The organism is Streptomyces sp. DT2A-34 (assembly GCF_030499515.1).
GTDB lineage: Bacteria > Actinomycetota > Actinomycetes > Streptomycetales > Streptomycetaceae > Streptomyces.
In genome coordinates this window covers 4,184,322-4,211,106 of sequence record NZ_JASTWJ010000001.1, presented here as the reverse complement: position 1 = coordinate 4,211,106, position 26,785 = coordinate 4,184,322, and the positions used below count along the sequence as shown (strand labels likewise).

Below are 26,785 nucleotides of genomic sequence, written 5' to 3'. Positions count from 1 at the left end.
CGCGTTAACATGACGAGAAATCGTCCGGTACCCAGAGCGGACTGGAACGGGAAGGCCTCCGTCGCGTGAGTACAAGCCAACAGCCAGATCCCAGGGACCGCCCCGCGCGGCTCACCGTCGGTGTCGTCGGCGCCGGCCGCGTGGGCCCCGCGCTCGCCGCGTCCCTCCAGCTCGCCGGACACCGTCCGGTGGCCGTCTCCGGGGTCTCCGACGCCTCCCGGCGACGGGCCGCGCAACTGCTCCCCGACGTGCCGCTCGTGCCGCCCGCCGAAGTCCTCGCCCGTGCCGAACTGGTGCTGCTGACCGTCCCGGACGACGCGCTGCCCGGGCTGGTCGAGGGCCTCGCCGAGACGGGAGCCGTACGGCCGGGCCAGCTGCTGGTGCACACCTCCGGGCGGTACGGCGCGAAGGTCCTGGACCCCGCCCTGCGCGCGGGCGCGCTGCCGCTGGCCCTGCACCCGGCGATGACCTTCACCGGCACCCCCGTGGACGTCCAGCGCCTGGCCGGCTGCTCCTTCGGCGTCACCGCGCCCGAGGAACTGCGGCTGGCCGCCGAGGCCCTCGTCATCGAGATGGGCGGCGAGCCCGAGTGGATCGCCGAGGAGATGCGCCCGCTCTACCACGCGGCGCTCGCGCTGGGCGCCAACCACCTGGTGACCCTCGTCGCCCAGTCCATGGAGCTGCTGCGCGAGGCGGGCGTCGCGGCCCCCGACCGGATGCTCGGCCCGCTGCTCGGCGCCGCCCTGGACAACGCACTGCGCTCCGGCGACGCGGCCCTGACCGGCCCCGTCGCGCGCGGGGACGCGGGCACCGTCGCCGCGCACATCACGGAACTGCGAAGGCACGCCCCGCAGACCGTCGCCGGCTATCTCGCGATGGCGCGCGCGACCGCCGACCGGGCGCTCGCCCACGGACTGCTCAAGCCGGAGCTCGCCGAGGACCTCCTCGGGGTACTCGCCACCGGGACCAACGGCGCCGAGGGAGAAGCCCGATGACCACCGCCTTGCTGCGCACCGCCGGCGAACTGCACGCGCGTGTGCGCAGCGGCCGCCGCGCCGTCGTGATGACCATGGGCGCCCTGCACGAGGGCCACGCCACCCTGATCCGCACCGCGCGCGGCGTCGCGGGGCCGGACGGCGAGGTCGTCGTCACCGTCTTCGTGAACCCCTTGCAGTTCGGCAAGGGCGAGGACCTCGACCGCTATCCGCGCACCCTGGAGGCCGACCTCAAGATCGCCGAACAGGCGGGCGCGGACGCCGTGTTCGCCCCCTCGGTCGACGAGGTCTACCCGGGCGGCGAGCCCCAGGTCCGCATCAGCGCCGGACCCATGGGGGAGAGCCTGGAGGGCGCCTCACGCCCCGGCCACTTCGACGGCATGCTCACCGTCGTCGCCAAGCTGCTCCACCTCACCCGCCCCGACATCGCCCTGTACGGCCAGAAGGACGCCCAGCAGCTCGCCCTGATCCGCCGCATGGTGCGCGACCTGAACTTCGGCGTCGAGATCGTGGGCGTCCCGACGGTGCGCGAGGAGGACGGCCTCGCGCTCTCCAGCCGCAACCGCTACCTCTCGCCCAAGGAACGGCACACGGCACTCGCGCTGTCCCAGGCGCTGTTCGCCGGCCGAGACCGGCACGCCGCCCAGGAAGCGCTGCGTGCGCGTGCGCGTGAAGTGCCCGCCACGCACGCGCGTGCGGAAGCGCTCAGCGCCATAGGAGAGTCCCGCGCGGCGGCCGACGCGCACGCCGTCGCCAAAGCCGTCCCCGGCGCCCCCGCGGCCGTCCGCGCCGCCGCCCGCCTGGTCCTCGACGAGGCCGCCCGGCTCGACCCGCCGCTCGAACTGGACTACCTCGCGCTCGTCGACCCGTCCGACTTCACGGAGATCGAGGACGACTTCACCGGCGAGGCCGTCCTCGCCGTCGCCGCCCGGGTCGGGACGACCCGGCTGATCGACAACATCCCCCTCACCTTCGGAGCCGCCTCGTGACCAGCACAGGCATACGACTGCACGCGCCCGCGCCCGGGTGGTCCATCCCCGCGGACGTCGTGGTCGTCGGCTCCGGCGTCGCCGGCCTCACCGCCGCCCTGCGCTGCGAGGCCGCCGGCCTGACGACCGTCGTCGTCACCAAGGCCCGCCTCGACGACGGCTCCACCCGCTGGGCCCAGGGCGGCATCGCCGCGGCCCTCGGCGAGGGCGACACCCCCGAACAGCACCTCGACGACACCCTGGTCGCGGGCGCGGGCCTGTGCGACGAGGACGCGGTCCGCCTCCTCGTCACCGAGGGCCCCGACGCCGTACGCCGCCTCATCGAGACCGGCGCCCACTTCGACGAGTCCGAGGAAGGCGGCCTGGAACTCACCCGCGAGGGCGGCCACCACCGCCGCCGTATCGCCCACGCCGGCGGCGACGCGACCGGCGCGGAGATCTCCCGCGCCCTCGTCGAGGCGGTACGCGCGCGTGGCATGCGCGCGATCGAGAACGCGCTCGTCCTGGACCTCCTCACGGACGCCGAGGGCCGCACAGCGGGCGTCACCCTGCACGTCATGGGCGAGGGCCAGCACGACGGTGTAGGCGCGGTCCACGCCCCCGCGGTGGTCCTGGCGACCGGCGGCATGGGCCAGGTCTTCTCGGCCACCACGAACCCGTCGGTGTCGACGGGCGACGGAGTCGCCCTCGCCCTGCGCGCGGGCGCCGAGGTGAGCGACCTGGAATTCGTCCAGTTCCACCCCACCGTGCTCTTCCTCGGCCCGGACGCGGAGGGCCAGCAGCCCCTGGTCTCCGAGGCGGTACGCGGCGAAGGCGCCCACCTGGTCGACGCCGACGGCGTCCGCTTCATGCTGGGACAGCACGAACTCGCCGAACTCGCCCCCCGGGACATCGTCGCCAAGGGCATCATGAGGCGCATGCAGGAGCAGGACGCCGAGCACATGTTCCTCGACGCCCGCCACTTCGGCGCCGACATGTGGGAACACCGCTTCCCGACGATCCTCGCCGCCTGCCGCGCCCACGGCATCGACCCGGTGCAGGACCCCATCCCGATCGCCCCGGCCGCCCACTACGCCTCCGGAGGCGTCCGCACCGACTCCCGGGGCCGCACGACCGTCCCCGGCCTGTACGCGTGCGGCGAGGTGGCCTGTACGGGCGTGCACGGCGCCAACCGACTGGCCTCCAACTCGCTCCTCGAAGGCCTGGTGTACGCCGAGCGCATCGCGGCGGACATCGCGGCGGCCCGGGCGGCCAACGGCCTCCACGCGCGCGTGCCGCACCCCGTGCCGTACCCCGAGACCCCCGAGCACCCCCTGCTCGAAGCCGAGGCCCGCTTCGCGATCCAGCGGATCATGACGGACGGCGCAGGCGTCCTGCGCTCCGCCGAGTCCCTCGGCAAGGCCGCCGAGCAGATCCAGCAGCTGCACACCGACGCCCGGGACGCCCTCGCGGAGAACGGCAAGACCGCCGAGCCCGGCGTCGACACCTGGGAGGCCACCAACCTCATGTGCGTGGCCCGAGTCCTGGTCGCCGCCGCACGCCTGCGCGAGGAGACGCGAGGCTGCCACTGGCGTGAGGACGAGCCCGACCGCGACGACACGACCTGGCGCCGCCACATCGTCGTACGGCTGAACCCGGACCGCACACTGGCCGTGCACACCACCGAAACCGCAGACTTCCCCCGACCCGGCAGCCACAGCAGGAGCAGTGACAGAAGTGACCACCCCCGACCTTCCCCTCGCCTCGACCGGCGGCTGCGGCGACGACTGCGCCTGCGGTGCCGACGAGGAGTACCTGGAGTGCGGCCTCGACCCCGCGCTCGCACAGCTCCTGGCCGACGCAGGCCTCGACCCGGTCGAGGTCGAGGACATCGCCAACGTCGCCATCCAGGAGGACCTGGCACACGGCGTGGACGTGACGACGGTCGCCACCATCCCCGAAGAGGCGGTCGCCACCGCCGACTTCGTCGCACGCGAGGCAGGCGTCGTGTCGGGCCTCAGGGTCGCCGAAGCGGTCGTCTCGCTCGTCTGCGAGGACGAGTTCGAGGTGGAGCGCCACGTGGAGGACGGCGACAAGGTGGAGGCAGGCCAGAAACTCCTCTCCATCACCACCCGCACCCGCGACCTCCTGACCGCCGAACGCAGCGCACTGAACATCCTCTGCCGACTGTCGGGCATCGCGACGGCCACGCGCGCGTGGGCGGACGTACTGGAAGGCACGCGGGCGAAGGTCCGGGACACCCGCAAGACGACGCCGGGCCTGCGCGCCCTGGAGAAGTACGCGGTGCGCTGCGGAGGCGGGGTCAACCACCGCATGTCCCTGTCGGACGCGGCCCTGGTGAAGGACAACCACGTCGTGGCCGCAGGCGGCGTGGCCCAGGCCTTCAAGGCGGTCCGCGAAGCCTTCCCCGACCTCCCCATCGAGGTCGAGGTGGACACCCTCCACCAGCTTCGCGAGGTGGTGGACGCGGGCGCGGACCTGATCCTCCTGGACAACTTCACGCCGGGCGAGTGCGAGGAGGCCGTGGCGATCGTGCACGGCCGGGCAGCACTCGAAGCCTCGGGCCGCCTGATCCTCGCCAACGCCAAGGTGTACGCGGACACGGGCGTCGACTACCTGGCCGTCGGGGCCCTCACCCACTCCTCGCCGATCCTGGACATCGGCCTGGACCTGCGAGCGGCGGAGTAGGAACGGCCATGCTCCTCACCATCGACGTAGGCAACACCCACACCGTCCTCGGCCTCTTCGACGGCGAGGACATCGTCGAACACTGGCGCATCTCGACGGACGCCCGCCGCACCGCCGACGAACTGGCGGTCCTCCTCCAGGGCCTGATGGGCATGCACCCGCTCCTCGGCGACGAACTGGGCGACGGCATCGACGGAATCGCCATCTGCGCCACCGTCCCCTCAGTCCTCCACGAACTGCGCGAAGTGACCCGCCGCTACTACGGCGACGTCCCCGCCGTCCTGGTCGAACCGGGTGTCAAGACGGGCGTACCGATCCTGACGGACAACCCGAAGGAAGTCGGCGCGGACCGCATCATCAACGCGGTAGCGGCCGTGGAGCTCTACGGCGGCCCCGCGATCGTCGTCGACTTCGGTACGGCGACGACGTTCGACGCGGTGAGCGCGCGCGGCGAGTACGTGGGCGGTGTCATCGCCCCCGGCATCGAGATCTCGGTCGAGGCACTCGGCGTCAAGGGCGCCCAGCTCCGCAAGATCGAGGTGGCCCGCCCCCGCAGCGTGATCGGCAAGAACACGGTCGAGGCGATGCAGGCCGGCATCATCTACGGCTTCGCCGGCCAGGTGGACGGTGTGGTCAGCCGCATGGCCCGCGAACTGGCGGACGACCCCGACGACGTCACGGTCATCGCCACGGGTGGCCTCGCGCCGATGGTCCTGGGCGAGTCCTCGGTCATCGACGAACACGAGCCGTGGCTGACCCTGATCGGCCTACGCCTGGTGTACGAACGCAACGTCTCCCGCATGTGACTCCGCCGGTCGGGCCGAGCAAGGGGTACGGCCTGCTTGCCGGGTCACCCGGCGTCGTGGCTGGGCGGGGGTGGATCGCGCGGTCCGGCGCTGACGGGGTGCCGCCCCTGTGTGGGTCGGGAACCGCCCCAGCGGCACGACTGCCCGCGGATTGGGCAGGACGGCCGCGGCTGGGGCGTGGGACGGGCCGCCGGCTAGGGCGGGACGGCCTGCGGCTGCGGCGTGGGACTGCCCGCGGCTAAGGCGCGCGACGGCCCCCCGGCCGGGGCGGGGCGGCTCCCGGCTGCGGCGCGGGACGTCCCCCCGGCTTGGGCGGGACGGCCCGCAGTCGCGTACGGCGGGAAGGGGACGTGCCGGGGGGTGTCCGCCCGCAGAGTCGGGCGTCAAGACACGGCACCTCTAGCGCAACGCCCACCGCCCGACCGAGGACGGACACCCCCCGGCACGGCCCCGACCCACAACCCACCCGCAGGCGCTACCCGCACCCCCACCAAGGCCGCACAGGCCGCCGCAGGCACCAACGCGCACCCCCCACCACCCGAGTGGCTCCCCACGCCACACCCGCCCCCCTTATGCCGCGTTTGTCTGATTAGCGCGTATCGTCGGCCCATGCCCACGCCATACGGATCCCGCGGCGGCATGGCGTTCGGCGTGGAGGAGCTGCGTGTGCTCCGCCGCGCTCTCGCCCTCGCCCTTCACCCCAGCCCCGCCACGGCCGAGGACGTCCAGGACTGTCTCCGCCTCGCCGAGGCACTCGACGAGGCCATGCGCGAGGGCGCCCGGATGCGCGCCTTCCTGGTGGCCGACCTCGCCCGCTGCCGCGCCGCCCTCCCCGGCTCCGCAGCCGGCTACCTCACCCTCCTCGAGGAGGCCCTGGGCGCCGGGTACCACCCGACCTCAGACGACCTCACCGCCCTGCGGGCCATGCGCGGCAACCCCACCGCGGCCACCCTCCTCGGCCGCTGCCGGGCCCTCGCCGAGCAGGATGTACGAGCCCGCCTCGCGCGCGGTACCGCCGGCCCGGCCCCCCGCGTCACACCGACCGTCCCCGGCTCCCGTACGCACTTCCTGGCCCTCCCTGGAGGCCTCTCCGACGGTTCGCCCACCCCCGCGGTCCGCCTCCCCGCCCAGGACGCCGGCCAGGAACCCGGCAGGCAGCCCCGGAAGAAGCCCGCCGAAAAGCCGGCAGCCCCCAGGCCCGGCCGAGGCCCCGGCCCAGGTCCCGGCCCCGCCCCCACCCCCGCCGCCCCGAAGCCGACGCGCCCCATCCCCACCCCCGGCGAGGTCTTCCCGCGCCGCAAACCGACCCCACCCCCCACGACCCCGCCCCAGCAGCTCGCCGCAGGCTGACGGCGCCCCCAACCCCCACCCCGACCGAGCCCCGCCCCCTGGCTACCCTGGACGCATGGACTACGTCTCCGCACTCCTCCCCCCGACGGTCATGGCCGTGTTCTTCATCGGTCTGATCAGGGTGATCGTGAAGACCCAGGGCGGGGCCAACAAGGCCAAGGAGGACGCGGCCGTGGACGCCGCCCTCGCGCGCGTGGAGGCCACCCGCCAGTCCCCCGCGAACCCGGACGCCTGAACCCGGCGCCTGAATCCGGACGCCTGTATCCGGGCGCCGGCGCCGCCAACGGCGTACGACTCCAAGTCTCAGCGCTTTCCGAGTCGTACGCCCTTTTTGTTCCCGTTTGCTAGGTGGAGCGCTCGTTCGGCACGCAAACATCGAGATCTCCCACTATTGTCCTGAGGTGTGCCTCGCCCCTTGGGAGAACTCGAAGACGCGGTCATGACGCGGGTGTGGAAGTGGAACCGCCCGGTGACCGTTCGAGAAGTCCTGGAAGATCTTCAGCAGGAACGGTCCATCGCGTACACCACGGTGATGACCGTTTTGGACAATCTCCATCAGAAGGGCTGGGTACGCCGCGAAGCGGAAGGCCGGGCCTATCGATATGAGGCCGTCTCCACACGAGCCGCCTACGCCGCCGCTCTGATGAACGACGCCTGGTCGCAGAGCGACAACCCCGCAGCCGCACTGGTCGCCTTCTTCGGCATGATGAGCGAGGAACAGCGTCACGCCCTGCGGGACGCCGTACGCATCGTCCAGGGCCCGGAAACACCCGAACCCGCGCAGCCGCCCGATACACGCCGCGTTACGAGCGCCGATACCGAGACCACCGATACGAGCGGCACCGATACCCCCGGCACCGATACCCGCGGTACCGATACCGGCACCGATACAGCCCCCCATACCAGCGGCGATACCAGTCCGGATACCCGTGGCGATACCGGCGGTGAGAACCCCGGCGCGGCGCAGGAGCCCGACGGGCGATAGCGTCCGCTCATGTCAGCAGAGAGCCACTCGGCCGAGAGCTCCTCGGCGGAGAGCCCAGAAGTCACCGCAAAAGCCATCACCGTCCGGCGGGCCCGCACCGGCGATGTCGAGGCGGTGCGTCGTCTCCTTGACGAGTACGTCCAGCGTCGCATCCTGCTCGACAAAGCCACGGTGACGCTTTACGAGGACATCCAGGAGTTCTGGGTCGCCGAACGTGACGACAACGGCGAGGTCGTCGGCTGCGGTGCCCTGCACGTGATGTGGGAAGACCTGGCGGAAGTCCGCACTCTGGCGGTGAAGCCCGGCCTGAAGGGCGCCGGCGTCGGCCATCAGTTGCTGGAGAAGTTGCTGCACACCGCGCGCTGGCTCGGCGTTCGCCGGGTTTTCTGCCTGACCTTCGAAGTGGACTTCTTCGGCAAGCACGGCTTCGTCGAGATCGGCGAGACGCCGGTGGACACCGATGTCTACGCGGAGCTGCTGCGTTCCTATGACGAGGGCGTGGCGGAGTTCCTCGGTCTCGAACGAGTGAAACCGAACACCTTGGGCAACAGCCGGATGCTTCTGCATCTGTGATCGCCGCCCGTTATTCCAGCGGGTGACCCTGCCCAGGTGCCCTATGTCCGAAACGCGCATGTTTCCGGACCGCGGTCGGCCTGTGGGTCTCTCCCGGGGGTTTGTGTTTTTCCAGCAAAAGCGGTTTGCTTTCCGACGTACTGCAGTACTGCATATAACAGGGGACGGCGAAACGGCGGACGCCGCAGACCCCCGGCCCTCAAGTTATCGATGAAAGGAAATCCGGTGGCACAGAAGGTTCAGGTCCTTCTTGTCGACGACCTCGACGGCGGCGAGGCGGACGAGACCGTGACGTTCGCGCTGGACGGCAAGACGTACGAGATCGATCTCACGACTGCCAATGCGGACAAGCTCCGTGGCCTTCTCGACCCTTACGTGAAGGGCGGTCGTCGTACCGGAGGCCGTGCTTCGGGCGGGCGTGGAAAGGCGCGTGCCGCTTCCGGTGGCAGCCAGGACACCGCGCAGATCCGCGCGTGGGCGAAGGAGAACGGTTACGAGGTCAACGACCGCGGCCGCGTCCCGGCGTCCATTCGCGAGGCCTACGAGAAGGCGAACGCCTGATCTGAGGTCAATGCCTGATCCGAGGCAACGCCTTATCCACGGACGACGGCGAAAGGCTGGGCGCACCCGCGTCGCAGTCGCAGGCGGTGGCATTGCGTTGCCACCGTGGCCAGAACCCGCACCAGATCGGGGGCGCCCCCACCGCCCCCCATGGCCGACAGCGTCGGCAGCGAGGCCTCGACCTCGCCCCCAGGCTCGGGGGGTCGCAGCCAGACGGCGGCCCCCTGCACGGCGTCGGAGCGGCCCAGGGGAAGCGGCCGCACCTCACCGGGCTCCGGCACGCCAGGACGTCGTACGGCCTCCGTCGATCGCGTATCGAGAGGCCGTACGGTCATGACCGGCCCCTGCTCCGGTGGCAGGGGTGCCTCCATGAGGTCGCCCTCGCCGAGCGCCGCCAGGTCCAGGGGCAGCGTCCCCCAGTCCAGCCAGTCCAGGACCCCCGGCACCTCCTGGGCGCCGCCCGGGGACATCAGCAGCAGCATCCGCTCGCCCCGGACGGCCACCGGGGAGCAAGGCGTCAGGTGGCGCAGTGCCGCGCGGCCCGCCTCAGCGGGGACGTCCAGGACGTCGAAGCGCGGACCCACGCGAAGGCTCAGGGGGAATCCCGGCGGCCCGGGCACCACCGGCCAGCCCAGTTCGTTCTCGTACCACCGGCGGACCTGATCGCTCGGATCGAGCGGCCGACGGGGGAAGGGGATGGTGGCGGAGTCCGTGGAGATCGCGAGGCGGGTGCCGAACATGCCAAGTGCAACCGCCGAATGGACGTGCGGGTTACGCTCGGTGTCCTGACGTATGCGCAGAGTGCTGAAAGAGGGGGCGTGCGGGGGTGTGGGGTGGCGCAAGGTTGTTCGCCCGTAGCGGAGGGAACCAGGGGGCGCGGCATGGAGTGTCAGTCCCAGCGGGTAAGACATCCCTAGTGGGAGGGGGCGACACGCAGGACAGTGGGTCTCACGTTCGCCATCGGCGTACTGATGGTGAGGGTAACCACCTGGCCTGCGGGAACATCGTCTCGCACCATCGGGTTGGAGCATATGTCGGCGTTAGCGGGGTCAGGAGGCCATCGACGGTGTCGGCAGTTGGAATGAGCGGTCCCCGCTTGCGGGACTAAGCTGCGGAAGGACAGGGAGGGGAAGTTCCCCCCACTGCCTGACCGCTCTGAGGAGCGATTAACGATGTTCGAGAGGTTCACCGACCGCGCGCGGCGGGTTGTCGTCCTGGCTCAGGAAGAAGCCCGGATGCTCAACCACAACTACATCGGCACCGAGCACATCCTCCTGGGCCTGATCCACGAGGGTGAGGGTGTCGCCGCCAAGGCCCTTGAGAGCCTCGGGATTTCGCTCGAGGCGGTCCGCCAGCAGGTGGAGGAGATCATCGGGCAGGGGCAGCAGGCCCCGTCCGGGCACATCCCCTTCACCCCCCGTGCCAAGAAGGTCCTGGAGCTGTCGCTCCGCGAGGCCCTTCAGCTGGGCCACAACTACATCGGCACGGAGCACATCCTGCTCGGCCTGATCCGTGAGGGCGAGGGCGTCGCCGCCCAGGTCCTGGTCAAGCTGGGCGCAGATCTCAACCGGGTGCGGCAGCAGGTCATCCAGCTGCTCTCCGGCTACCAGGGCAAGGAGACCGCCACCGCCGGCGGGCCTGCCGAGGGCACGCCCTCGACGTCCCTGGTCCTCGACCAGTTCGGCCGGAACCTCACCCAGGCCGCTCGTGAGTCCAAGCTCGACCCGGTCATCGGGCGCGAGAAGGAGATCGAGCGGGTCATGCAGGTGCTGTCCCGCCGTACCAAGAACAACCCGGTCCTGATCGGTGAGCCCGGCGTCGGCAAGACCGCCGTCGTCGAGGGCCTCGCCCAGGCCATCGTCAAGGGCGAGGTGCCCGAGACCCTCAAGGACAAGCACCTCTACACCCTGGACCTCGGCGCGCTGGTCGCCGGCTCCCGCTACCGCGGTGACTTCGAGGAGCGCCTGAAGAAGGTCCTCAAGGAGATCCGCACCCGCGGCGACATCATCCTGTTCATCGACGAGCTCCACACGCTGGTCGGTGCGGGTGCCGCCGAGGGCGCCATCGACGCGGCCTCGATCCTGAAGCCGATGCTGGCCCGCGGTGAGCTGCAGACCATCGGTGCGACGACGCTGGACGAGTACCGCAAGCACCTGGAGAAGGACGCGGCCCTGGAGCGCCGCTTCCAGCCCATCCAGGTCGCCGAGCCGTCCCTGCCGCACACGATCGAGATCCTCAAGGGTCTGCGTGACCGGTACGAGGCACACCACCGGGTCTCCATCACGGACGAGGCGCTGGTCCAGGCCGCCACCCTGGCCGACCGGTACATCTCGGACCGCTTCCTGCCGGACAAGGCGATCGACCTGATCGACGAGGCCGGTTCCCGGATGCGTATCCGCCGGATGACCGCGCCGCCGGACCTGCGCGAGTTCGACGAGAAGATCGCCGGTGTCCGCCGGGACAAGGAGTCCGCGATCGACTCGCAGGACTTCGAGAAGGCCGCCTCCCTCCGCGACAAGGAGAAGCAGCTCCTGGCCGCCAAGGCCAAGCGGGAGAAGGAGTGGAAGGCCGGCGACATGGACGTCGTCGCCGAGGTCGACGGCGAGCTGATCGCCGAGGTCCTCGCGACCGCGACCGGCATCCCGGTCTTCAAGCTGACCGAGGAGGAGTCCTCGCGTCTGCTGCGCATGGAGGACGAGCTCCACAAGCGGGTCATCGGCCAGGTCGACGCCGTCAAGGCGCTGTCGAAGGCGATCCGCCGTACGCGTGCCGGTCTGAAGGACCCGAAGCGTCCGGGTGGTTCGTTCATCTTCGCCGGCCCGTCCGGTGTCGGTAAGACCGAGCTGTCCAAGGCGCTCGCCGAGTTCCTCTTCGGTGACGAGGACGCGCTGATCTCCCTCGACATGTCGGAGTTCAGCGAGAAGCACACGGTGTCGCGTCTCTTCGGTTCGCCCCCCGGTTACGTGGGCTACGAAGAGGGCGGCCAGCTGACCGAGAAGGTCCGCCGCAAGCCGTTCTCCGTCGTCCTCTTCGACGAGGTGGAGAAGGCCCACCCGGACATCTTCAACTCGCTGCTGCAGATCCTGGAGGACGGTCGTCTGACCGACTCCCAGGGCCGGGTCGTGGACTTCAAGAACACGGTCATCATCATGACGACCAACCTCGGCACCCGGGACATCTCCAAGGGCTTCAACCTGGGCTTCGCGGCCTCGGGTGACACGAAGACCAACTACGAGCGCATGAAGAACAAGGTGTCGGACGAGCTCAAGCAGCACTTCCGTCCCGAGTTCCTCAACCGCGTCGACGACGTGGTCGTCTTCCCGCAGCTGACCCAGGACGACATCCTGCGGATCGTCGACCTGATGATCGGCAAGGTGGACGAGCGCCTGAAGGACCGGGACATGGGCATCGAGCTCTCCCAGTCCGCCAAGGAGCTGCTGTCCAAGAAGGGTTACGACCCCGTGCTGGGCGCCCGGCCGCTGCGCCGGACCATCCAGCGCGAGATCGAGGACTCGCTGTCCGAGAAGATCCTCTTCGGCGAGCTGCGTCCCGGTCACATCGTGGTCGTGGACACCGAGGGCGAGGGCGACGCCAAGACCTTCACCTTCCGCGGTGAGGAGAAGTCGGCGCTGCCGGACGTCCCGCCGATCGAGCAGGCGGCCGGTGGAACCGGGCCGAACCTGAGCAAGGACGCCTGACCCTCAGAGGGTTGAGCCGAAGAAAGGGGCCGGTGCTTATCAGCACCGGCCCCTTTCGCATGCCCAGGACGGGGTGGCTTACGACAACTGCCCGTCGTAGTCCGGCAGCTTGTAGGTCTGCTCGGCGTGGCCGCCCGACAGGTCGGTGGCGCTGTTGCCGATGTTCGCGATGATCGTGTAGCCCTTCGACTCGATGTCGACGCGCTGGGCCGTCTTGTACGCGGCGACGTCCTTGAAGAGGTCGCTGAAGCCGCGTACGTAGAGGCCGGAGACCTGGTAACCGACGTGCTTGAGGTTGTAGTCGGTCACCGAGTAGATGATGCCCGGGCGGGCGGTCACGAAGAACAGGGAGACGCCGTGCTCCTGGGCGTACTTGGCGACCTCCAGGACCGGCCCGTTGGCCGGCTGCGGGTAGCTGAAGCCGAAGTCCGTCTCCAGGGTGGTGTTGTCGATGTCGAAGACGATCGCCTGCTTCTCACCCGGCCTGGTGTTCGCGATCCGCTGCTTCAGGTACGGCAGCGCCTGGTCCATCACCGCCTGGCAGTCCTTCTGCCAGGTGTCGTAGTCGACATCGTCGGCCGCTGCCGTGCTGGTGGCGGTGGTGGAGGTGCTCGTCGCGGTCGTCGCGGCTTCGGCGGGGACCGCGAGTGCCACGAGGGCTGCCGCGGAGACGGTGCTGACCGCGATTCGGCGAGCCCAGGGGCGAAGCGTCATGTGGGGGGTCCTCTCACGTCATGTGCGCTGGGTTGTCGCGTGCATGTTCGTGGGTGCGGGTGGCTGGTGGGGAACCAGCGGGTTACCGGACGGTAGCTCAACTTGAGGCGTCGCTCACATAGTTGGGCTCGGATTTGTTGCGGAAAAGCGGAGGGGGAGGCGTAGCGCCCGTCACATTCCGAGGTCTCGCGATTGCGCTCGGCGGTGACATGCCGCACAGGCGATTTGTCCGTTACTAGCGGGAATAGTGGAAACGGGCTACCGGACAAAAAGGGCGTTCGCTTCAAAACCTGGCGGAGAATTCCGGCGCCAGTACGGCTTCGTCCGTATTGGGTGCTCTGTCAAGATCCGGGGAATTTTGTGGCGGAGTACTAGCGTCCGTCGTAGATCAGGGGTTTTGGGGCTCGAGGGGAGCCGGGTTACCAAGGGATGGCCATTCGGCGAGGACTTGTCCGCCGGGTGGTCTTCTCTGTCGTCGTCCCCCCATGAGGTTTCGAATGTCCCCGCGCTTCTCGTTCCGTTCGTCCCGTGCGTCCTCGATCCGCAACCGTGCCGCTGTGCTGGCCGCCGGCCTGGGGGCCTCGGTCGTGCTGGGCGCCGGAGGCGCGGTCGCCGCTGAGATGACCACCGCCACCGGTGTCTCCGCCGCCGTACAGGCACAGGCCGCCGCGAAGAAGGCCCCCGCCAAGAAGGCCGTCTCCTGGGTCAGCCCGGTGAAGAAGTACACGAAGTCCGCCAGCTTCGCCCAGGCGGGCGGCATGTGGCAGTCCACCCACAGCGGGCAGGACTTCGCCGTCGCCAGCGGTACCCAGGTCGTGGCCGCGCACGGCGGCACCGTCGTCAAGGCCGGCGGCAACGGCGCCGGTGACGGTCCCGCGTACGGCAACGCCGTCGTCATCAAGCACGGCAACGGGAGCTACTCCCAGTACGCCCACCTGTCGCGCATCGACGTGAAGGTCGGCCAGGTCGTCAAGACCGGGCAGCACATAGCCAAGTCCGGCAACACCGGTAACTCCAGCGGGCCGCACCTGCACTTCGAGATCCGCACGACCGCCAACTACGGCACCGCGGTCGACCCCGTCGCCTTCCTCCGGGCCAAGGGCCTGAAGATCTGAGTGACCGAGCCGTTCAGGTGCCCTTGTGCGCCTGAGTGATCAGATCCGTGGCGACCTCGAGGATGGCCTTGCGCTTTTCCTCGGGGTCGCCTTCGAGGTCCTTCAGGACGAACATCCCGGCGTGCATCGTGAAGAGGGCGCTGATGCAGCGGACCTGGTCGACGAGGTCGGCGTCCGGGTCTATGACGATGTCGCGCATGCCGAGCATGCGGTTCTTGAACATCTCGCCGATGCTCAGCTCACGGACGGTGGCCTGGTTCTCCTGCATGAAGCGGAAGAGCGGGGCCGCGCCGGCCAGGACCTCGCTGTAGCGGCGTACGATCTCCTGCTTCGTCTTGAGTGTGTGCGGCTGCCGCTTGCCCCACTCGATCAGGTCCTCGATCGGCTGCGTCAGATCCTCGAAGAGGCTGACGATGATCTCTTCCTTGGTCTTGAAGTGGTAGTACAGGGCCGCCTTCGTGACCTCCAGGCGCTCGGCGATCTCGCGCAGGGAGGTCTTCTCGTAGCCCTGTTCGGCGAAGAGTTCGAGGGCCACGTCCTGGATGCGCTGGCGGGTGTTCCCGCGGCGCCGCTGCTTGGTGCCGTCCATGGTGCCGCCCATCCTCGTACCTCTCGGCTTTCCACAAAACTTACTTGACGCCCGGCTAGTTAGGTGCCTACCTTCCCCTGAGTGTAGATAACTAGCCGGGCGGCAAGTAAGTGCAAGCAAGTGGCCGGGGGAGTGGGAATCATGGCGGACACGAAGACAGTCGAGCCGGAGGCGGCGGAGCCGGGCGGGAAGCAGCCGAAGAGCGTACGGGTTGTGCTGCTCGCGCTGATGATCACGATGATGCTCGCGATGCTCGACAACATGATCGTGGGCACGGCGATGCCGACGATCGTGGGTGATCTGGGCGGTCTGGAGCATCTGTCGTGGGTCGTGACGGCGTACACGCTGGCGACCGCGGCCTCCACTCCGCTGTGGGGCAAGCTCGGCGACATGTACGGGCGCAAGGGCGTCTTCATGTCGTCGATCGTGCTGTTCCTGATCGGCTCCGCGCTGAGCGGCATGGCCCAGGACATGGGGCAGCTGATCACGTTCCGGGCGGTGCAGGGGCTCGGCGCCGGTGGTCTGATGGTCGGCGTCATGGCGATCATCGGTGATCTGATTCCGCCGCGGGAGCGGGGCAAGTACCAGGGCATGATGGCCGGCGTGATGGCGCTGGCGATGATCGGCGGGCCGCTGGTCGGTGGCACCATCACCGACCACTGGGGCTGGCGCTGGGCCTTCTACATCAACCTGCCGCTCGGTGTCGTCGCGCTCGCCGCGATCAGTGCCGTCCTGCATCTGCCGAAGAAGCGGACGCAGGCGCGGATCGACTATCTCGGGGCGGCGCTGCTGACCGTGGGGATCACCGCGATCGTGCTGGTCACCACGTGGGGCGGTACGGAGTACGCCTGGACGTCCGCGGTGATCATGGAGCTCGTCGGGATCGGGGTCGCGGCGCTCGTCGGGTTCGTGTTCTGGCAGACCAGGGCGGCGGAGCCGGTCGTGCCGCTGCACATCTTCCGCAGCCGGAACTTCACGCTGATGTCGGTGATCGGGTTCATCACCGGGTTCGTGATGTTCGGTGCGACGTTGTTCCTGCCGCTGTACCAGCAGTCGGTGCAGGGCGCTTCCGCCACCAATTCCGGGCTGCTGTTGCTGCCGATGCTCGGGGCGATGCTGGTCACCTCGATGGTCGCCGGGCGGGTGACCACGAACACCGGGCGGTACAAGGTGTTCCCGGTCGTCGGCAGTGTGCTGATGGTCGTCGGGCTGTATCTGCTGTCGTTGATGGACACCGGGACCAGTCGGTTCACGTCCGGTGTGTACATGGCCGTGGTCGGGCTCGGGATGGGCTGTCTGATGCAGATCACGATGCTGGTCGCGCAGAACAGTGTCGAGATGAAGGACATGGGTGTGGCGTCCTCGTCCACCACGCTCTTCCGTACGCTCGGGTCCTCGTTCGGTGTCGCGATCATGGGGGCGCTGTTCAACAGCCGGGTGCAGGACGTCATGGCCGAGCGGGGCGGGGCGCTGGGCGCGAAGGTGACCGAGCAGTCGGCGCAGCTGGATGCGAAGAGTCTGGCGAAGCTGCCGGATGCTGTCAGTGAGGCGTACAAGCACGCGGTGTCGGCCGGTACGCACTCGGCGTTCCTCCTTGGGGCCGTGGTCGCCGTGGTCGCGTTGGTGGCGTCTGTGTTCGTGAAGGAGGTGCCGCTCAGGGGGGCGGGGCCGAAGGGGGATGCTGGGGCTGCGGACGGTTCGGCGGCCAAGGTCGCGGTGGTGGAGGCCGTCTGAGTGGACGGTGCGTGGGGGCCCTCGGGGATGTTCTGCCCGGGGGCCCTCTTCGTTTCGCCCCCGCCGCCCCTACCCGTCCCATCCTCCAGGGGCGCTGCCCCTTCGACCCCGGTCCTGGGGGCCTGCGGCCCCCAGACCCCCGCTTCGGCCCTGAACGGGCCTCGTCCTCAAACGCCGGACGGGCTGGGATTGCCTGGACCGGCGTTGAGAGGTGACCCCCCCGGCGGGTGGGGGGCTGGGGACGGGGTGGACTCGTCCTCAAACGTCGGACGGGCTGAAATGCCTGGACCGGCGCCGAGAGGTGACGCCCCGTACCGGGTGGGTGGGGGCCAGGGACGGCGTGGTCTCGTCCTCGAACGCCGGGCGGGCGGGAGCTCGACTTCTCCGATTCTCCAAGTCGTTCGGATGAGCCGTCCGTAGGTCCCCTACGGCAGCATCGGGTAGCTCCCCGTGTTCGTCGGCGCGTGCTCCGGGAGCCAGAGGACGGCTACCGCGCCCTCCGCCGGTACATGGTCGGGGGCGCCCGGCGGGCGGATGTTGCGGAAGGTCAGCCGGGCGCCGAGGACCCGGGCCTGACCTGCCGCGATCGTCAGGCCGAGGCCGTGGCCGTGGCCCGAGCGGTCGCTGCTGCCGGTGCGGAAGCGGCTGGGGCCGTCGGCGAGCAGGTCCTCGGGGAAACCGGGGCCGTGGTCGCGGACCCGGATGACCCGGCCCTCGACGCTGACCTCGATCGGTGGCCTGCCGTGCTTCGCCGCGTTCGCCAGCAGGTTGAACAGCACCCGCTCCAGACGCCGCGGGTCGGTCGTGACCTCCGACTCGTGGATGACCCGCACCTCGATGGCGGGATCCTTCGCAGCCACCCGCCGGCTGACGAACTCGCCCAGCATGACGCCCTGCAACTCGGCCCGCTCCGAGGCGCTGTCCAGGCGGGCCACCTCCAGCACGTCCTCGACGAGCGTGCGCATGGCCTTCGCCCGGTCCAGGACCAGTTCCGTGGGCCGGCCGGGGGGCAGGAGTTCGGCTGCCGTCAGGAGTCCCGTCACCGGCGTGCGCAGCTCGTGCGCGATGTCCGCGGTGACCCGGCGCTCCGCCTCCAGCCGCTGCTGCAACGTGTCCGCCATGGCGTCCACCGCGCTCGCGAGGTCGTCGGTCTCGTCCCGTACGACACCCCCGATGGCGTCCCGCACCCGCACGTCCGGCTCCCCGCTCGCGACCTGGTTCGCCGCGGCCGCCGCCTTGCGCAGCCGGCGCGACAGCTGTCCGCCGATGAGCACGCCGAGCGCGCTGCCGCCGAGCACGACCGAGACGGACCCGATGATCATGGCCTGGTCGAGGCGGTTCAGGATGTGCTCACTGCGGTCGGTCCAGCCGGTGCGCAGCGACAGCACATGCCCGTTGTTGAGCGGTACGGCCGCCCAGATGTCCGGCGCGCCGCTCGGTGTGTCGGTCACATACGTCGCCCGCCGGCCCTCCTCGACCTTCTCCCGCAGTGCCACCGGCAGCTCCGGGTCGTCGATCGTGGCGTTGGGGAAGTTCAGCCGCTTGGACTGCTCATAGCTGCGCTGGGCGATCTGGACGCGCTCGTCCGCGAGGTCGCGCGCGCTGTCCAGCATCGAGACCCGGGCCTGGTTGTGCACGACCAGGCTCAGCACGATCGCCACGAGCGCGCCGACCAGCGCGATCGCCGCGCTCAGCTTCCACCTCAGGCCCGTACGAAGGGCGACCCGGCTGCCCGTACGTCTGCTCGCGTGCGCGCCCGGACGGCCGATCACGGCCTGGCCCACGATGTCCGCCGAGTCCGTGAGGCCCGCGTGCCCCGCGCCGGACGCGGCCGGGTGTCGAAAGGTCCCCCTCATGCCCGCCCCGCTCAGGCCTTCAACTTGTAGCCGAAGCCGCGGACCGTCTCGATGCGGTCCTGGCCGATCTTCTGCCGCAGCCGCTGCACATGGACGTCCACCACTCGCGTGTCCCCGCCCCAGCCGTAGTCCCACACGCGCTCCAGCAGCTTGTCCCGCGACAGCACCGTGCCCGGCGCGGAGGAGAACTCCAGCAGCAGCCGCATCTCGGTCGGCGTGAGCGCCACCGGCTGCCCGCCCCTGCGCACCTCCATGCCCTCGGTGTCGATCTCCAGATCGCCGAAGGCCAGCACCCCGCCGGTGGCGGCCGATCCGGCGTCGTCCGCCCGGTCGTCGCGGCCGGCATGCCCGAAGCGGCGCAGCACGGCGCGGATCCGCGCGACCAGCACGGCACCGTCGAACGGCTTGGTCACGTAGTCGTCCGCGCCCGCCTCCAGGCCCAGCACCACGTCGATCGAGTCCGCGCGCGCCGACAGCATGATCACTGGCACGGTCGACTCGTCGCGGATACGGCGGCACAGGCTGACGCCGTCCAGGCCCGGGACCATGACATCCAGCAACGCGATGTCCGGCCGGTCCGCCCGGAACGCCTCCAGTCCCGACAGCCCGTCGGGCATGGCGGTGACCGCGAAGCCGTCCCGCTCCAGGGCGAGCTGGGTGGCCTCGCGGATGACGTCGTCGTCCTCGACGAACAGAACGTGGGTCTGGTCTGCCATCCCGGTGCTCTCAGTCCTCGTATGCCGTGTGCCGCATGTTCTCAGGTATGTGTGGGTGCGTCGTGCGTGTCCACTTGGGGGACGCGTGGACCGGCCGATGCGTTCACCGCTGCCGCGGGCGGCCCTCAGCTGCCGGGCGCCGCCGGCTCGTCACCACCGCCGAGAGTGCTGTAGTCGGTGCGCGAGCGGTACTTCTGGACGAAGCGGTCGGAGGTCCACAGGTATTGGATCACGTACTCGCTGGACGGGTTCGACAGCGCGTCGTCCTTGGCGTACACCTGCTCGGTCACCACCAGCAGGCCGCGGTCGATCTCCGCGTAGACCGGCGGGTCCTCCGCCTTGAACACATTGTGGTAGGCGCCACGCTGCTCGCGGTAGACGTACGAGGCGACGCCGACCTGATCGCCGCAGGACAGGACGTTGACCACGATGTCGTCCGCCGGTCCGCCGGTCAGATCGCCGTAGGACACGTCGACGGGATAGTCGTCGGACACACACGGCTTCAGCTCGCGCTTGACCTCCGCCGAGACCGTGGGGTCCGCCTTGACCAGCCGGACGGCCTCCGCCGAGTCCGGGACGGCCGAGGTCGAGGGCGGGACGGCCGAGGCCGAGGGCGACGCCGCGAGCGACGCCGAGACGGTCGAGCCGCCCGCCGCGTCGTGCGCCGGTCCCTCGTCGCGGGCGCCGGTGCCGCCGGTGGCGCACGCGGAGGCGAAAAGGGCGAGGGCGACGACCACGGCCACCGCCGTGAACGCCGCCTGCAAGGTTCCCCGGGCGGTTGCGGGCCCGGGGCGGTCGGGGCCGACGTCCTCGGAATCCCCGTCCGTGTCCCTTTCACCCTTGTCCGTGTGCCCGGTCCTGTCCGTGTGCCCGGTCCTGCCCGCTGTCGTGCCTAGGCCGCGCAACGCTCCCGCTCCTCACGCTCCAGCGCGCGTGCGTCCAGATCGCGGCTCTCCAGCTCCTCGCGGAGCCGGGCGAGCGCCCGGTGCAGCGTGCTCTTGACCGTTCCGGCCGACATGCCGAGGGCGGCGGCCGTCTCCTCCGTGGACATCTGCTCCCAGTGTCGCAGCACCACGACACTGCGCTGCTTCGGTGCCAGCACCTTCATGATGTCCATCAGCAGGGCGCGGTCCGCGTGCTGCTCGGTGGAGTCGTCGACCGAGGCGTCCGGGAGCTGCTCGGTCGGCACCTCCTCCAGCTTGCGGGCCCGCCACCACTCGGTGCGCGTGTTGATCATGACGCGACGCAGGTAGGCGTCCGCGAGCCGCTTGTCCGCTATGCCGTCCCAGCGGTGGTACGTCCGCACCAGCGCCGTCTGCAGCAGGTCCTGGGCGTCCACCGGGTCCGGGACCAGTCGGCGGGCGCTGCGCAGCAGCGCGTCCTGCCGGGTGCGGACGTACTCCTCGAACTCGAGCACCTCTCCCTGCGCCATGTTGACCGCCTCCGATTCCCCGTGTCCGGCCGGCCGTTCGCCGTCGGTCTCACTGCCTGTGGTTCGTAGTCGTCCCCGCCTGTCGGGTACGGAAATGAAGCTACGGAGGCGTTGTCACGGGGCTGTCCGAAGCAGCCTGCGGCTAGCGCTCGGCTGTCCGTCGGTTGTGTAACGGAATCAGGAAAGGGGTAAAACGGTCGATCGGTTGGGGTTGGTATGGGGTGATTTGGTGGGGTCATGGCCGTGCGGCGGCCGTGCGACCGCTGTGTGTGGTGTGTCGCGGAGACCTTACGGCTGTGATGTGACTGTGCGTCAGTCCGCCTTCCTTGCCGCCCTTGCCGGCCAGGGCGGGCATCAGGTCAGCGGCAGTCGGTACATCCCGCCCGGCAACGGCTCCACCAGACCGTCCGCGACCAGCCCGTCCAGAGCGCGGGCGCGCTGCACCGGCTCGTGCCACACCCGGTCGAGGGCCGCCTGCGGGACGGGCGTGTGGGCCTCGCGGAGTACGGCGAGCAGCTTGCCGCGCACCTGGCGGTCGGTACCGGCGTACGTCTGGCCCCGGCGCGGCGGGCCGTCGTGCTCCGGCTTGCCCGCGAGCCGCCAGGCGCACTGCGTGGCGATCGGGCAGCGGTGACACGACTCGTTCTTGGCGGTGCACACCAGCGCGCCGAGTTCCATGGAGGCGGCGGCCCAGCGCGCGGCGGTGCGCTCGTCGTCGGGGAGCAGGGCGCGGGCGAGCTTGCGCTCGGCGGCGGTGGTCGCGTTCGGCGGGTACTGCACGCCGGTGACGGCGCGGGCGAGAACCCGGCGGACGTTGGTGTCCAGTACGGGGTGCCGCTGACCGTACGCGAAGGAGGCCACCGCGGCCGCCGTGTACTCGCCGATGCCGGGCAGCGCGAGGAGCTGGGCGTGGTCGGTCGGTACGTCCCCGCCGTGCCGTTCCGCTATGGCGACGGCCGCGCCGTGCAGCCGCAGCGCGCGGCGCGGGTAGCCGAGCCGGCCCCAGGCGCGCACGGCCTCGCCGGGGGCCTCCTTGGCCAGGTCGGCGGGGCGGGGCCAGCGGGCGAGCCACTGTTCGTAGACGGGAAGGACGCGGTTCACGGGCGTCTGCTGCAGCATGAACTCACTGACCATCACCCCCCAGGGGCCGGCCTCGGGGCGCCGCCAGGGGAGGTCGCGGGCGTTTTCGTCGAACCAGTCGATGACGGTTTCTTGCAGAGGCTGAGCGAGTTCTTGCAGAGGCTGAGTGAGAGGGGCGTCCGAGCCGGCGTCGGCGGGGTGGCTGTGCGGGGGTTTCGTGGGCGCAGTCATGGCCTTCCGATCCTGCCATGCCGGTGGCGGTCGGGTGGGTAGGTGCGGGTGCCGGTGCGTTGTGGCTGGTGGCTGGTGGTTGGGGTGGGTCGCGGTTGGCGGGGCCTGCGGCTCCCAGACCTCGCTGACCTGTCTCTGCCTCTGCCTCTGTCTTTGCCTGGTGGCCCTCGGGCTGACGGCCGCACTGAGTCTGGCCGTCGCCCCGCCCTGTTCACCGTCTCCTACGGCCCGGCGCTCGGCGTCTTCGCGCGGCCCGCCGTCACGCCGCGCTCGCGGGCGCGGGCGGCGCGGGCGTCGTGCTCGTCGGCGGGACGGCTGGTCGCCAAGGACGTGATCCCCAGGGTCGGCTCGTCCCAACGCCCTTCTGAAGATGAGCAGTTCGCACGGGGATCCGCCTACGAGGCGATGGTGCGGGCCGGGGTGCGCGCCACCCTGGGCGAGCCGGCCCGGGCGCAACCGCTCGCGGGCGTACGGGCGATGGGGGTCCGGGGACGGAGCTTGTCGGAGTCTTGGGGGAGGGTGACTCGGCCCTCCGCCAGCGCGCCGAGGGCGAGGCCCTCCGCGACGTCGTGCGGGTAGTGGTCAGGGCCAGGGTGACGGCGGCGGCGCCGGCGATGGTGGCGCGGTGGCTGCAGAGGTACGCCTTAACCGTGGCCAGAGGTGCAAGGGACGCGATTGCGAACGCTCGGGCGGTGTCGCGCCTGGCTCGCCACCAGGTGGTGACGAACAGCGCGGCGAACAGCGGCAGTCCGGCCTCCGTCCATATCTCGGCGGTGTGTTGTACCCACCTTGGGGTGTCGCGGGCGAAGCCGGTGATGTCCCGGCACAGCTCGGCGTCCTCGAAGCCCATGGTCACGGACCGTAGGCGGCGGGCCGATACCGTCACACCCTGCGATCGACAGGTGCCGCATCTGACGGAAGACAAGGGTGGGGTGGCCGTCGCGGAGCAGGTGACGGGTGGCTTCCGGGATGATGATCCGGAAAAGTTGCGGACTTCGGCGGCGGGTGGAGCAAGCTGACGCACCGATCTCTCGTACAGTTTGCGCCGTGGGATCTCTGCGCAATCCTGTCGGGCCGCTTCCCTCCTCCATCTACTGGCGCCGGAGGGTCGTCATGCTGTCCGTGGTCGCCGTGTTGGCGCTGCTGACCACCTGGGTGCTCACCTCGGGCGGCGGAGGCGGCAAGAACGACGCGGGCGGGTCCGACGGCAAGAATCCCGAGCCCTCGACGATCACGCCGGGTCCGTCCACTTCGGGGCCGGCGATCAGTCAGGCGCCGGGCGGGCGGGACGAGTCGCCCGGCGGCGGGGACTCCGGCGGGTCGGGTTCCGGTGACGGCTCAGGGTCCGGCACGGGGGCCGGGGGTGACGGCTCCGCGGGGTCGGACGGCTCGGGCAGTGGCTCCGCGGGCGGAGGCTCGGGTACCGGTGTCGGCGTGGACGACACGGTGGCCGCGGGCTCCACGCTGAGCGACTGCATCGCGGGCGCGGTGAAGGTGACGGTGAGCAGCCTGCACAACGCGTATGAGCCCGGCCAGACGCCCGCCCTGCTGCTGACCGCGACGAACACCTCCAGCTACGACTGCAAGATCGATCTCGGCCCGAAGAACTCGGTGGTGACGATCACTCAGGCGGGAGCCGAGGACGACTTCTGGTCCTCCGCCGACTGCCCCAAGGTCTCCGGCAGCCTGGTGTTCCGGGTGCCCGCCGGTTCGGCCATCACGTACACGGTGAAGTGGGACCGCCAGGCGAGCGCTCCGCAGTGTGCGACGCCTGCCGCGGGATCGGCCGAGCCGGGGACGTATCTGGTGGAGGCCAAGACGCCCGGGTTCGGGACGGCGCAGACGTCGTTCGTGCTGGAGAACGACTAGGCGCTCCGCTGAAGGGGCCGCGATGGGGCGTCGGTTGTCCGCGTCTGCGGCGCCGTCGTGGCTGGTCGCGCCCACGCGGCGGTGGCCGCATGTCGATGACAGCCCCGCGCCCCTTCAGACCTACTGGACCTGGACAGGCCTGCTAGACGTACCGCTCCAGGATCGAGCTCTCTGCCAGCCGCGACAGCCCCTCCCGCACGCTCCGCGCCCGGGCCTCGCCCACGCCGTCCACGGTCTGGAGGTCGTCCACGCTGGCGGCGAGCAGCTTCTGCAGGCCGCCGAAGTGCTCCACCAGGCGGTCGATGATGGCGCCGGGCAGCCTCGGCACCTTGGCCAGGAGGCGGAAGCCGCGCGGGGAGACCGCCGAGTCCAGTGCCTCCGGGGATCCCGTGTAGCCCAACGCCTTTGCGACGGTGGCCAGTTCCAGGAGTTCGGCGTGGGTGAGGGCGTCCAGCTCGTACAGCGCCTCGTCGACCGTGCGGGAGCGTTTGGCCGTCGGCTCGGGGACGTAGTCGCGCACCACGAGCTCACGCTCGGGCTCCACGCCCGCGATCAACTCGTCCAGCTGGAGCGCCAGAAGGCGGCCGTCGGTGCCCAGCTCCACCACGTATTCGGCGATCTCGGTCGCGATACGGCGCACCATCTCCAGGCGCTGGGCGACCGCGGAGACGTCGCGGACCGTCACCAGGTCCTCGATCTCCAGCGCTGACAACGTTCCCGCGACCTCGTCCAGGCGGAGCTTGTAGCGCTCCAGGGTCGCCAGAGCCTGGTTGGCGCGGGACAGGATCGCCGCCGAGTCCTCCAGGACGCGGCGCTGGCCGTCGACGTACAGCGCGATGAGCCGCATCGACTGGGAGACCGACACGACCGGGAAGCCGACCTGCTTGCTGACCCGGTCCGCCGTGCGGTGCCGGGTGCCCGTCTCCTCCGTCGGGATCGTCGCGTCGGGCACGAACTGCACGCCCGCCCGCAGGATCTTCGACAGGTCGGACGACAGCACGATGCCGCCGTCGAGCTTGCAGAGCTCCCGCAGACGCGTCGCCGCGAACTCGACATCCAGGACGAATCCGCCCGTACACATCGTCTCGACCGTCTTGTCGAAGCCGAGCACGATGAGCCCGCCGGTGTTGCCGCGGAGCACTCGCTCCAGTCCGTCCCGCAGGGCCGTGCCGGGTGCGACCGCGCTCAGCGAGGCGCGCATCAGGCCATCGGAACCGGCACTCCCACCGGACTTTCCGGGAGCTGCTACCCGGTCGTTGGCTGCCACTGCACTCCTCCGGTCGCAGGTTCTGGGGCGCTCCCGTTTCGCACACTCGGTTCGTACGGACGGGCGAGACCAGGGCAAAGTCTACCGGCGCTCCTCCTCGTCCCGTGGGGCCTCTCGACGACGCGAGCGCGGAAGGACCCGGAGGGCGTCCCCTATGTCGGCTACTTCCAGCACCTTCATGCCCGCGGGGACCTTGCCCGGGTCGCCCGGCACGAGCGCGTGCGTGAAGCCGAGCCGGTGTGCTTCGGCGAGCCTGCGCTGCACGCCCGTGACCCGTCTGACCTCGCCCGCGAGGCCCACCTCGCCGATCGCGACGAGGTTCTTGGGCAGGGGGGTGTCGCTGGCGGCGGAGGCGAGCGCGAGGGCGACGGCGAGGTCCGCCGCGGGTTCCGACAGCTTCACTCCGCCGACCGTCGCGGAGTAGATGTCCCGCTTGCCGAGCGCGCTGATCCGCCCGCGCTGCTCCAGCACGGCCAGCATCATCGAGACGCGGGACGTCTCCAGACCGGACGTCGTACGGCGGGGCGAGGGGATCTGGGAGTCGACTGTGAGCGCCTGGACCTCGGCCACCAGGGGGCGGCGGCCCTCCAGGGTGACGGTCAGGCAGGTGCCGGGGACCGGTTCGGCGCGACGGGTCAGGAAAAGTCCGCTTGGGTCGGTGAGGCCCGTGATGCCCTCGTCGTGCAGTTCGAAGCAGCCGACCTCGTCCGTCGCGCCGTAGCGGTTCTTGACGCCCCGCACGAGACGCAGGCGCGCGTGCCGGTCGCCCTCGAAGCTGAGCACTACGTCCACGAGGTGTTCGAGGAGGCGGGGTCCGGCGATGGCGCCGTCCTTGGTGACGTGGCCCACAAGGAGCGTGGACATCCCGCGCTCCTTGGAGGCCCGGATCAGGGCGCCGGCCACCTCGCGGACCTGTGCCATGCCGCCGGGCGCACCGTCGATCTCCGGGGAGGCCACGGTCTGTACGGAGTCCAGGATGAGCAGCGACGGCTTCACCGCGTCCAAGTGGCCCAGGACGGCGGCCAGATCGGTCTCCGCGGCGAGATACAGATGGTCGTCGATGGCGCCGATGCGGTCCGCGCGCAGCCGGACCTGGCTCGCCGACTCCTCGCCGGTGACATAGAGCGTGCGGTGCTCGTCGCTCGCCGACTTGGCCGCCACGTCCAGCAGCAGCGTGGACTTGCCGACGCCGGGCTCGCCCGCGAGCAGGACCACCGCGCCGGGCACCAGTCCGCCGCCGAGGACGCGGTCCAGCTCCGGCACGCCGGTGGACCGCGCGGTCGCCTGCCGGCCGTCGACCTGCCCGATGGGCACCGCGGACGTCGTCACCCGCCCCGGCGTCGTCGTACGGACCGCGGGCGCGCCGTACTCCTCGACCGTCCCCCATGCCTGGCACTCGGGGCAGCGGCCGAGCCACTTGGCCGTCTGCCAGCCGCACTCCGTGCAGCGGTAGGAAGGGCGGTCCTTCGTGGTCTTGGTACGGGCAGCCATGCGATGAACCGTAACCGAGCCCACTGACAACGCCGTGCGGCGGAAG

23 protein-coding genes and 2 pseudogenes are annotated in these 26,785 nt (G+C 70.4%); 14 read left to right on the top strand and 11 right to left on the bottom strand.

Annotated features, from left to right (window positions below; all coding sequences use genetic code 11):
• Positions 1 to 65: 65 nt before the first annotated feature.
• The 10 genes and pseudogenes from QQM39_RS18570 to QQM39_RS18525 all read left to right on the top strand — a co-directional run bounded on the left by QQM39_RS18570 (position 66) and on the right by QQM39_RS18525 (position 8,947).
• Positions 66 to 995 (top strand): Rossmann-like and DUF2520 domain-containing protein, encoded by a 930-nt coding sequence (locus tag QQM39_RS18570; protein ID WP_301998048.1) that lies wholly within the window; start codon positions 66 to 68, stop codon positions 993 to 995.
• The gene (gene panC / locus QQM39_RS18565) at positions 992 to 1,984 is read left to right on the top strand and encodes a pantoate--beta-alanine ligase (RefSeq protein WP_301998047.1); all 993 of its coding nucleotides are present in this window, start codon (positions 992 to 994) and stop codon (positions 1,982 to 1,984) included. The genes QQM39_RS18570 and panC overlap by 4 nt, the downstream gene beginning before the upstream one ends.
• Positions 1,981 to 3,666: pseudogene (locus QQM39_RS18560) on the top strand (L-aspartate oxidase); the annotation flags it as partial. The gene panC and the pseudogene QQM39_RS18560, both read left to right, overlap by 4 nt.
• 34 nt (positions 3,667 to 3,700) lie before the next feature.
• Positions 3,701 to 4,672 carry a carboxylating nicotinate-nucleotide diphosphorylase gene (gene nadC / locus QQM39_RS18555; protein ID WP_301998044.1) on the top strand — a complete coding sequence of 324 codons (972 nt, stop codon included), beginning with the start codon at positions 3,701 to 3,703 and terminating at the stop codon, positions 4,670 to 4,672.
• 8 nt (positions 4,673 to 4,680) lie between these two features.
• The gene (locus tag QQM39_RS18550; RefSeq protein WP_302003627.1) at positions 4,681 to 5,478 is read left to right on the top strand and encodes a type III pantothenate kinase; all 798 of its coding nucleotides are present in this window, start codon (positions 4,681 to 4,683) and stop codon (positions 5,476 to 5,478) included.
• A gap of 639 nt (positions 5,479 to 6,117) precedes the next feature.
• Positions 6,118 to 6,828, top strand: a complete 711-nt coding sequence (locus QQM39_RS18545; RefSeq protein ID WP_302003626.1) for a hypothetical protein — start codon at positions 6,118 to 6,120, stop codon at positions 6,826 to 6,828.
• A gap of 55 nt (positions 6,829 to 6,883) precedes the next feature.
• The gene (locus QQM39_RS18540) at positions 6,884 to 7,063 is read left to right on the top strand and encodes a hypothetical protein (protein WP_301998042.1); all 180 of its coding nucleotides are present in this window, start codon (positions 6,884 to 6,886) and stop codon (positions 7,061 to 7,063) included.
• Positions 7,064 to 7,243: 180 nt separating this feature from the next.
• Positions 7,244 to 7,813 carry a BlaI/MecI/CopY family transcriptional regulator gene (locus QQM39_RS18535; protein WP_301998041.1) on the top strand — a complete coding sequence of 190 codons (570 nt, stop codon included), beginning with the start codon at positions 7,244 to 7,246 and terminating at the stop codon, positions 7,811 to 7,813.
• A gap of 9 nt (positions 7,814 to 7,822) precedes the next feature.
• Positions 7,823 to 8,386: an amino-acid N-acetyltransferase gene (locus tag QQM39_RS18530; protein WP_301998039.1), complete on the top strand. Its 564-nt coding sequence runs from the start codon at positions 7,823 to 7,825 to the stop codon at positions 8,384 to 8,386.
• 225 nt (positions 8,387 to 8,611) lie between these two features.
• Positions 8,612 to 8,947: an Lsr2 family protein gene (locus QQM39_RS18525; protein WP_030959275.1), complete on the top strand. Its 336-nt coding sequence runs from the start codon at positions 8,612 to 8,614 to the stop codon at positions 8,945 to 8,947.
• A gap of 32 nt (positions 8,948 to 8,979) precedes the next feature.
• Here QQM39_RS18525 and QQM39_RS18520 read toward each other — a convergent pair whose 3' ends face one another.
• The gene (locus tag QQM39_RS18520) at positions 8,980 to 9,687 is read right to left on the bottom strand and encodes an SCO3374 family protein (RefSeq protein WP_301998033.1); all 708 of its coding nucleotides are present in this window, start codon (positions 9,685 to 9,687) and stop codon (positions 8,980 to 8,982) included.
• A 432-nt stretch (positions 9,688 to 10,119) separates the two neighbouring features.
• Between QQM39_RS18520 and QQM39_RS18515 the strand changes: the two genes are divergently transcribed.
• Complete coding sequence (locus QQM39_RS18515; RefSeq protein ID WP_301998031.1) at positions 10,120 to 12,645, top strand: ATP-dependent Clp protease ATP-binding subunit; 2,526 nt, start codon at positions 10,120 to 10,122, stop codon at positions 12,643 to 12,645.
• Positions 12,646 to 12,723: 78 nt separating this feature from the next.
• Here QQM39_RS18515 and QQM39_RS18510 read toward each other — a convergent pair whose 3' ends face one another.
• Positions 12,724 to 13,359 (bottom strand): HAD family acid phosphatase, encoded by a 636-nt coding sequence (locus QQM39_RS18510; RefSeq protein ID WP_301998029.1) that lies wholly within the window; start codon positions 13,357 to 13,359, stop codon positions 12,724 to 12,726.
• 497 nt (positions 13,360 to 13,856) lie between these two features.
• On the opposite strand from QQM39_RS18510, the gene QQM39_RS18505 reads away from it, so the two are divergent.
• Positions 13,857 to 14,474, top strand: coding sequence for a M23 family metallopeptidase (locus QQM39_RS18505; RefSeq protein WP_301998027.1), 618 nt, complete (start codon positions 13,857 to 13,859; stop codon positions 14,472 to 14,474).
• Positions 14,475 to 14,487: 13 nt separating this feature from the next.
• Here the strand turns inward: QQM39_RS18505 and QQM39_RS18500 are convergent, their stop codons facing one another.
• Positions 14,488 to 15,075, bottom strand: a complete 588-nt coding sequence (locus QQM39_RS18500; RefSeq protein WP_301998025.1) for a TetR/AcrR family transcriptional regulator — start codon at positions 15,073 to 15,075, stop codon at positions 14,488 to 14,490.
• A 129-nt stretch (positions 15,076 to 15,204) separates the two neighbouring features.
• Between QQM39_RS18500 and QQM39_RS18495 the strand changes: the two genes are divergently transcribed.
• On the top strand, positions 15,205 to 16,797 hold the full coding sequence (locus QQM39_RS18495) for an MDR family MFS transporter (RefSeq protein WP_301998024.1): 1,593 nt from the start codon (positions 15,205 to 15,207) through the stop codon (positions 16,795 to 16,797).
• A 425-nt stretch (positions 16,798 to 17,222) separates the two neighbouring features.
• On the opposite strand, the gene cseC is transcribed toward QQM39_RS18495, so the two are convergent.
• The 6 genes and pseudogenes from cseC to QQM39_RS18465 all read right to left on the bottom strand — a co-directional run.
• Positions 17,223 to 18,776 (bottom strand): two-component system sensor histidine kinase CseC, encoded by a 1,554-nt coding sequence (cseC, locus tag QQM39_RS18490; RefSeq protein ID WP_302003625.1) that lies wholly within the window; start codon positions 18,774 to 18,776, stop codon positions 17,223 to 17,225.
• Positions 18,665 to 19,369 carry a two-component system response regulator CseB gene (gene cseB / locus QQM39_RS18485; RefSeq protein WP_301998022.1) on the bottom strand — a complete coding sequence of 235 codons (705 nt, stop codon included), beginning with the start codon at positions 19,367 to 19,369 and terminating at the stop codon, positions 18,665 to 18,667. The genes cseC and cseB overlap by 112 nt, the downstream gene beginning before the upstream one ends.
• Positions 19,370 to 19,494: 125 nt before the next feature.
• Complete coding sequence (locus tag QQM39_RS18480) at positions 19,495 to 20,133, bottom strand: hypothetical protein (protein WP_301998020.1); 639 nt, start codon at positions 20,131 to 20,133, stop codon at positions 19,495 to 19,497.
• 128 nt (positions 20,134 to 20,261) lie between these two features.
• Complete coding sequence (locus QQM39_RS18475; protein ID WP_003999062.1) at positions 20,262 to 20,801, bottom strand: SigE family RNA polymerase sigma factor; 540 nt, start codon at positions 20,799 to 20,801, stop codon at positions 20,262 to 20,264.
• 354 nt (positions 20,802 to 21,155) lie between these two features.
• Complete coding sequence (locus QQM39_RS18470; RefSeq protein ID WP_301998017.1) at positions 21,156 to 22,112, bottom strand: A/G-specific adenine glycosylase; 957 nt, start codon at positions 22,110 to 22,112, stop codon at positions 21,156 to 21,158.
• A 536-nt stretch (positions 22,113 to 22,648) separates the two neighbouring features.
• Positions 22,649 to 22,962 (bottom strand): annotated as a pseudogene (locus QQM39_RS18465) (hypothetical protein); the annotation flags it as partial.
• A 197-nt stretch (positions 22,963 to 23,159) separates the two neighbouring features.
• On the opposite strand from QQM39_RS18465, the gene QQM39_RS18460 reads away from it, so the two are divergent.
• Positions 23,160 to 23,981, top strand: a complete 822-nt coding sequence (locus QQM39_RS18460) for a hypothetical protein (protein ID WP_301998015.1) — start codon at positions 23,160 to 23,162, stop codon at positions 23,979 to 23,981.
• A 142-nt stretch (positions 23,982 to 24,123) separates the two neighbouring features.
• Here the strand turns inward: QQM39_RS18460 and disA are convergent, their stop codons facing one another.
• Both disA and radA read right to left on the bottom strand, forming a co-directional pair.
• Positions 24,124 to 25,248, bottom strand: coding sequence for a DNA integrity scanning diadenylate cyclase DisA (gene disA, locus QQM39_RS18455; protein ID WP_062703690.1), 1,125 nt, complete (start codon positions 25,246 to 25,248; stop codon positions 24,124 to 24,126).
• A gap of 81 nt (positions 25,249 to 25,329) precedes the next feature.
• Complete coding sequence (gene radA, locus QQM39_RS18450) at positions 25,330 to 26,739, bottom strand: DNA repair protein RadA (RefSeq protein ID WP_301998011.1); 1,410 nt, start codon at positions 26,737 to 26,739, stop codon at positions 25,330 to 25,332.
• Positions 26,740 to 26,785 lie beyond the last annotated feature (46 nt).

Excerpts from the sequence above, each read along its gene's own strand:
- panC (WP_301998047.1), top strand. The coding sequence starts at position 992 with ATGACCACCGCCTTGCTGCGCACCGCCGGCGAACTGCACGCGCGTGTG.
- QQM39_RS18550 (WP_302003627.1), top strand. The coding sequence starts at position 4,681 with ATGCTCCTCACCATCGACGTAGGCAACACCCACACCGTCCTCGGCCTC.
- QQM39_RS18545 (WP_302003626.1), top strand. The coding sequence starts at position 6,118 with ATGGCGTTCGGCGTGGAGGAGCTGCGTGTGCTCCGCCGCGCTCTCGCC.
- QQM39_RS18540 (WP_301998042.1), top strand. The coding sequence starts at position 6,884 with ATGGACTACGTCTCCGCACTCCTCCCCCCGACGGTCATGGCCGTGTTC.
- QQM39_RS18530 (WP_301998039.1), top strand. The coding sequence starts at position 7,823 with ATGTCAGCAGAGAGCCACTCGGCCGAGAGCTCCTCGGCGGAGAGCCCA.
- QQM39_RS18520 (WP_301998033.1), bottom strand. The coding sequence starts at position 9,687 with ATGTTCGGCACCCGCCTCGCGATCTCCACGGACTCCGCCACCATCCCC.
- QQM39_RS18515 (WP_301998031.1), top strand. The coding sequence starts at position 10,120 with ATGTTCGAGAGGTTCACCGACCGCGCGCGGCGGGTTGTCGTCCTGGCT.
- QQM39_RS18510 (WP_301998029.1), bottom strand. The coding sequence starts at position 13,359 with ATGACGCTTCGCCCCTGGGCTCGCCGAATCGCGGTCAGCACCGTCTCC.
- QQM39_RS18505 (WP_301998027.1), top strand. The coding sequence starts at position 13,857 with ATGTCCCCGCGCTTCTCGTTCCGTTCGTCCCGTGCGTCCTCGATCCGC.
- QQM39_RS18500 (WP_301998025.1), bottom strand. The coding sequence starts at position 15,075 with ATGGGCGGCACCATGGACGGCACCAAGCAGCGGCGCCGCGGGAACACC.
- QQM39_RS18495 (WP_301998024.1), top strand. The coding sequence starts at position 15,205 with ATGGCGGACACGAAGACAGTCGAGCCGGAGGCGGCGGAGCCGGGCGGG.
- cseB (WP_301998022.1), bottom strand. The coding sequence starts at position 19,369 with ATGGCAGACCAGACCCACGTTCTGTTCGTCGAGGACGACGACGTCATC.
- QQM39_RS18475 (WP_003999062.1), bottom strand. The coding sequence starts at position 20,801 with ATGGCGCAGGGAGAGGTGCTCGAGTTCGAGGAGTACGTCCGCACCCGG.
- QQM39_RS18470 (WP_301998017.1), bottom strand. The coding sequence starts at position 22,112 with ATGACTGCGCCCACGAAACCCCCGCACAGCCACCCCGCCGACGCCGGC.
- radA (WP_301998011.1), bottom strand. The coding sequence starts at position 26,739 with ATGGCTGCCCGTACCAAGACCACGAAGGACCGCCCTTCCTACCGCTGC.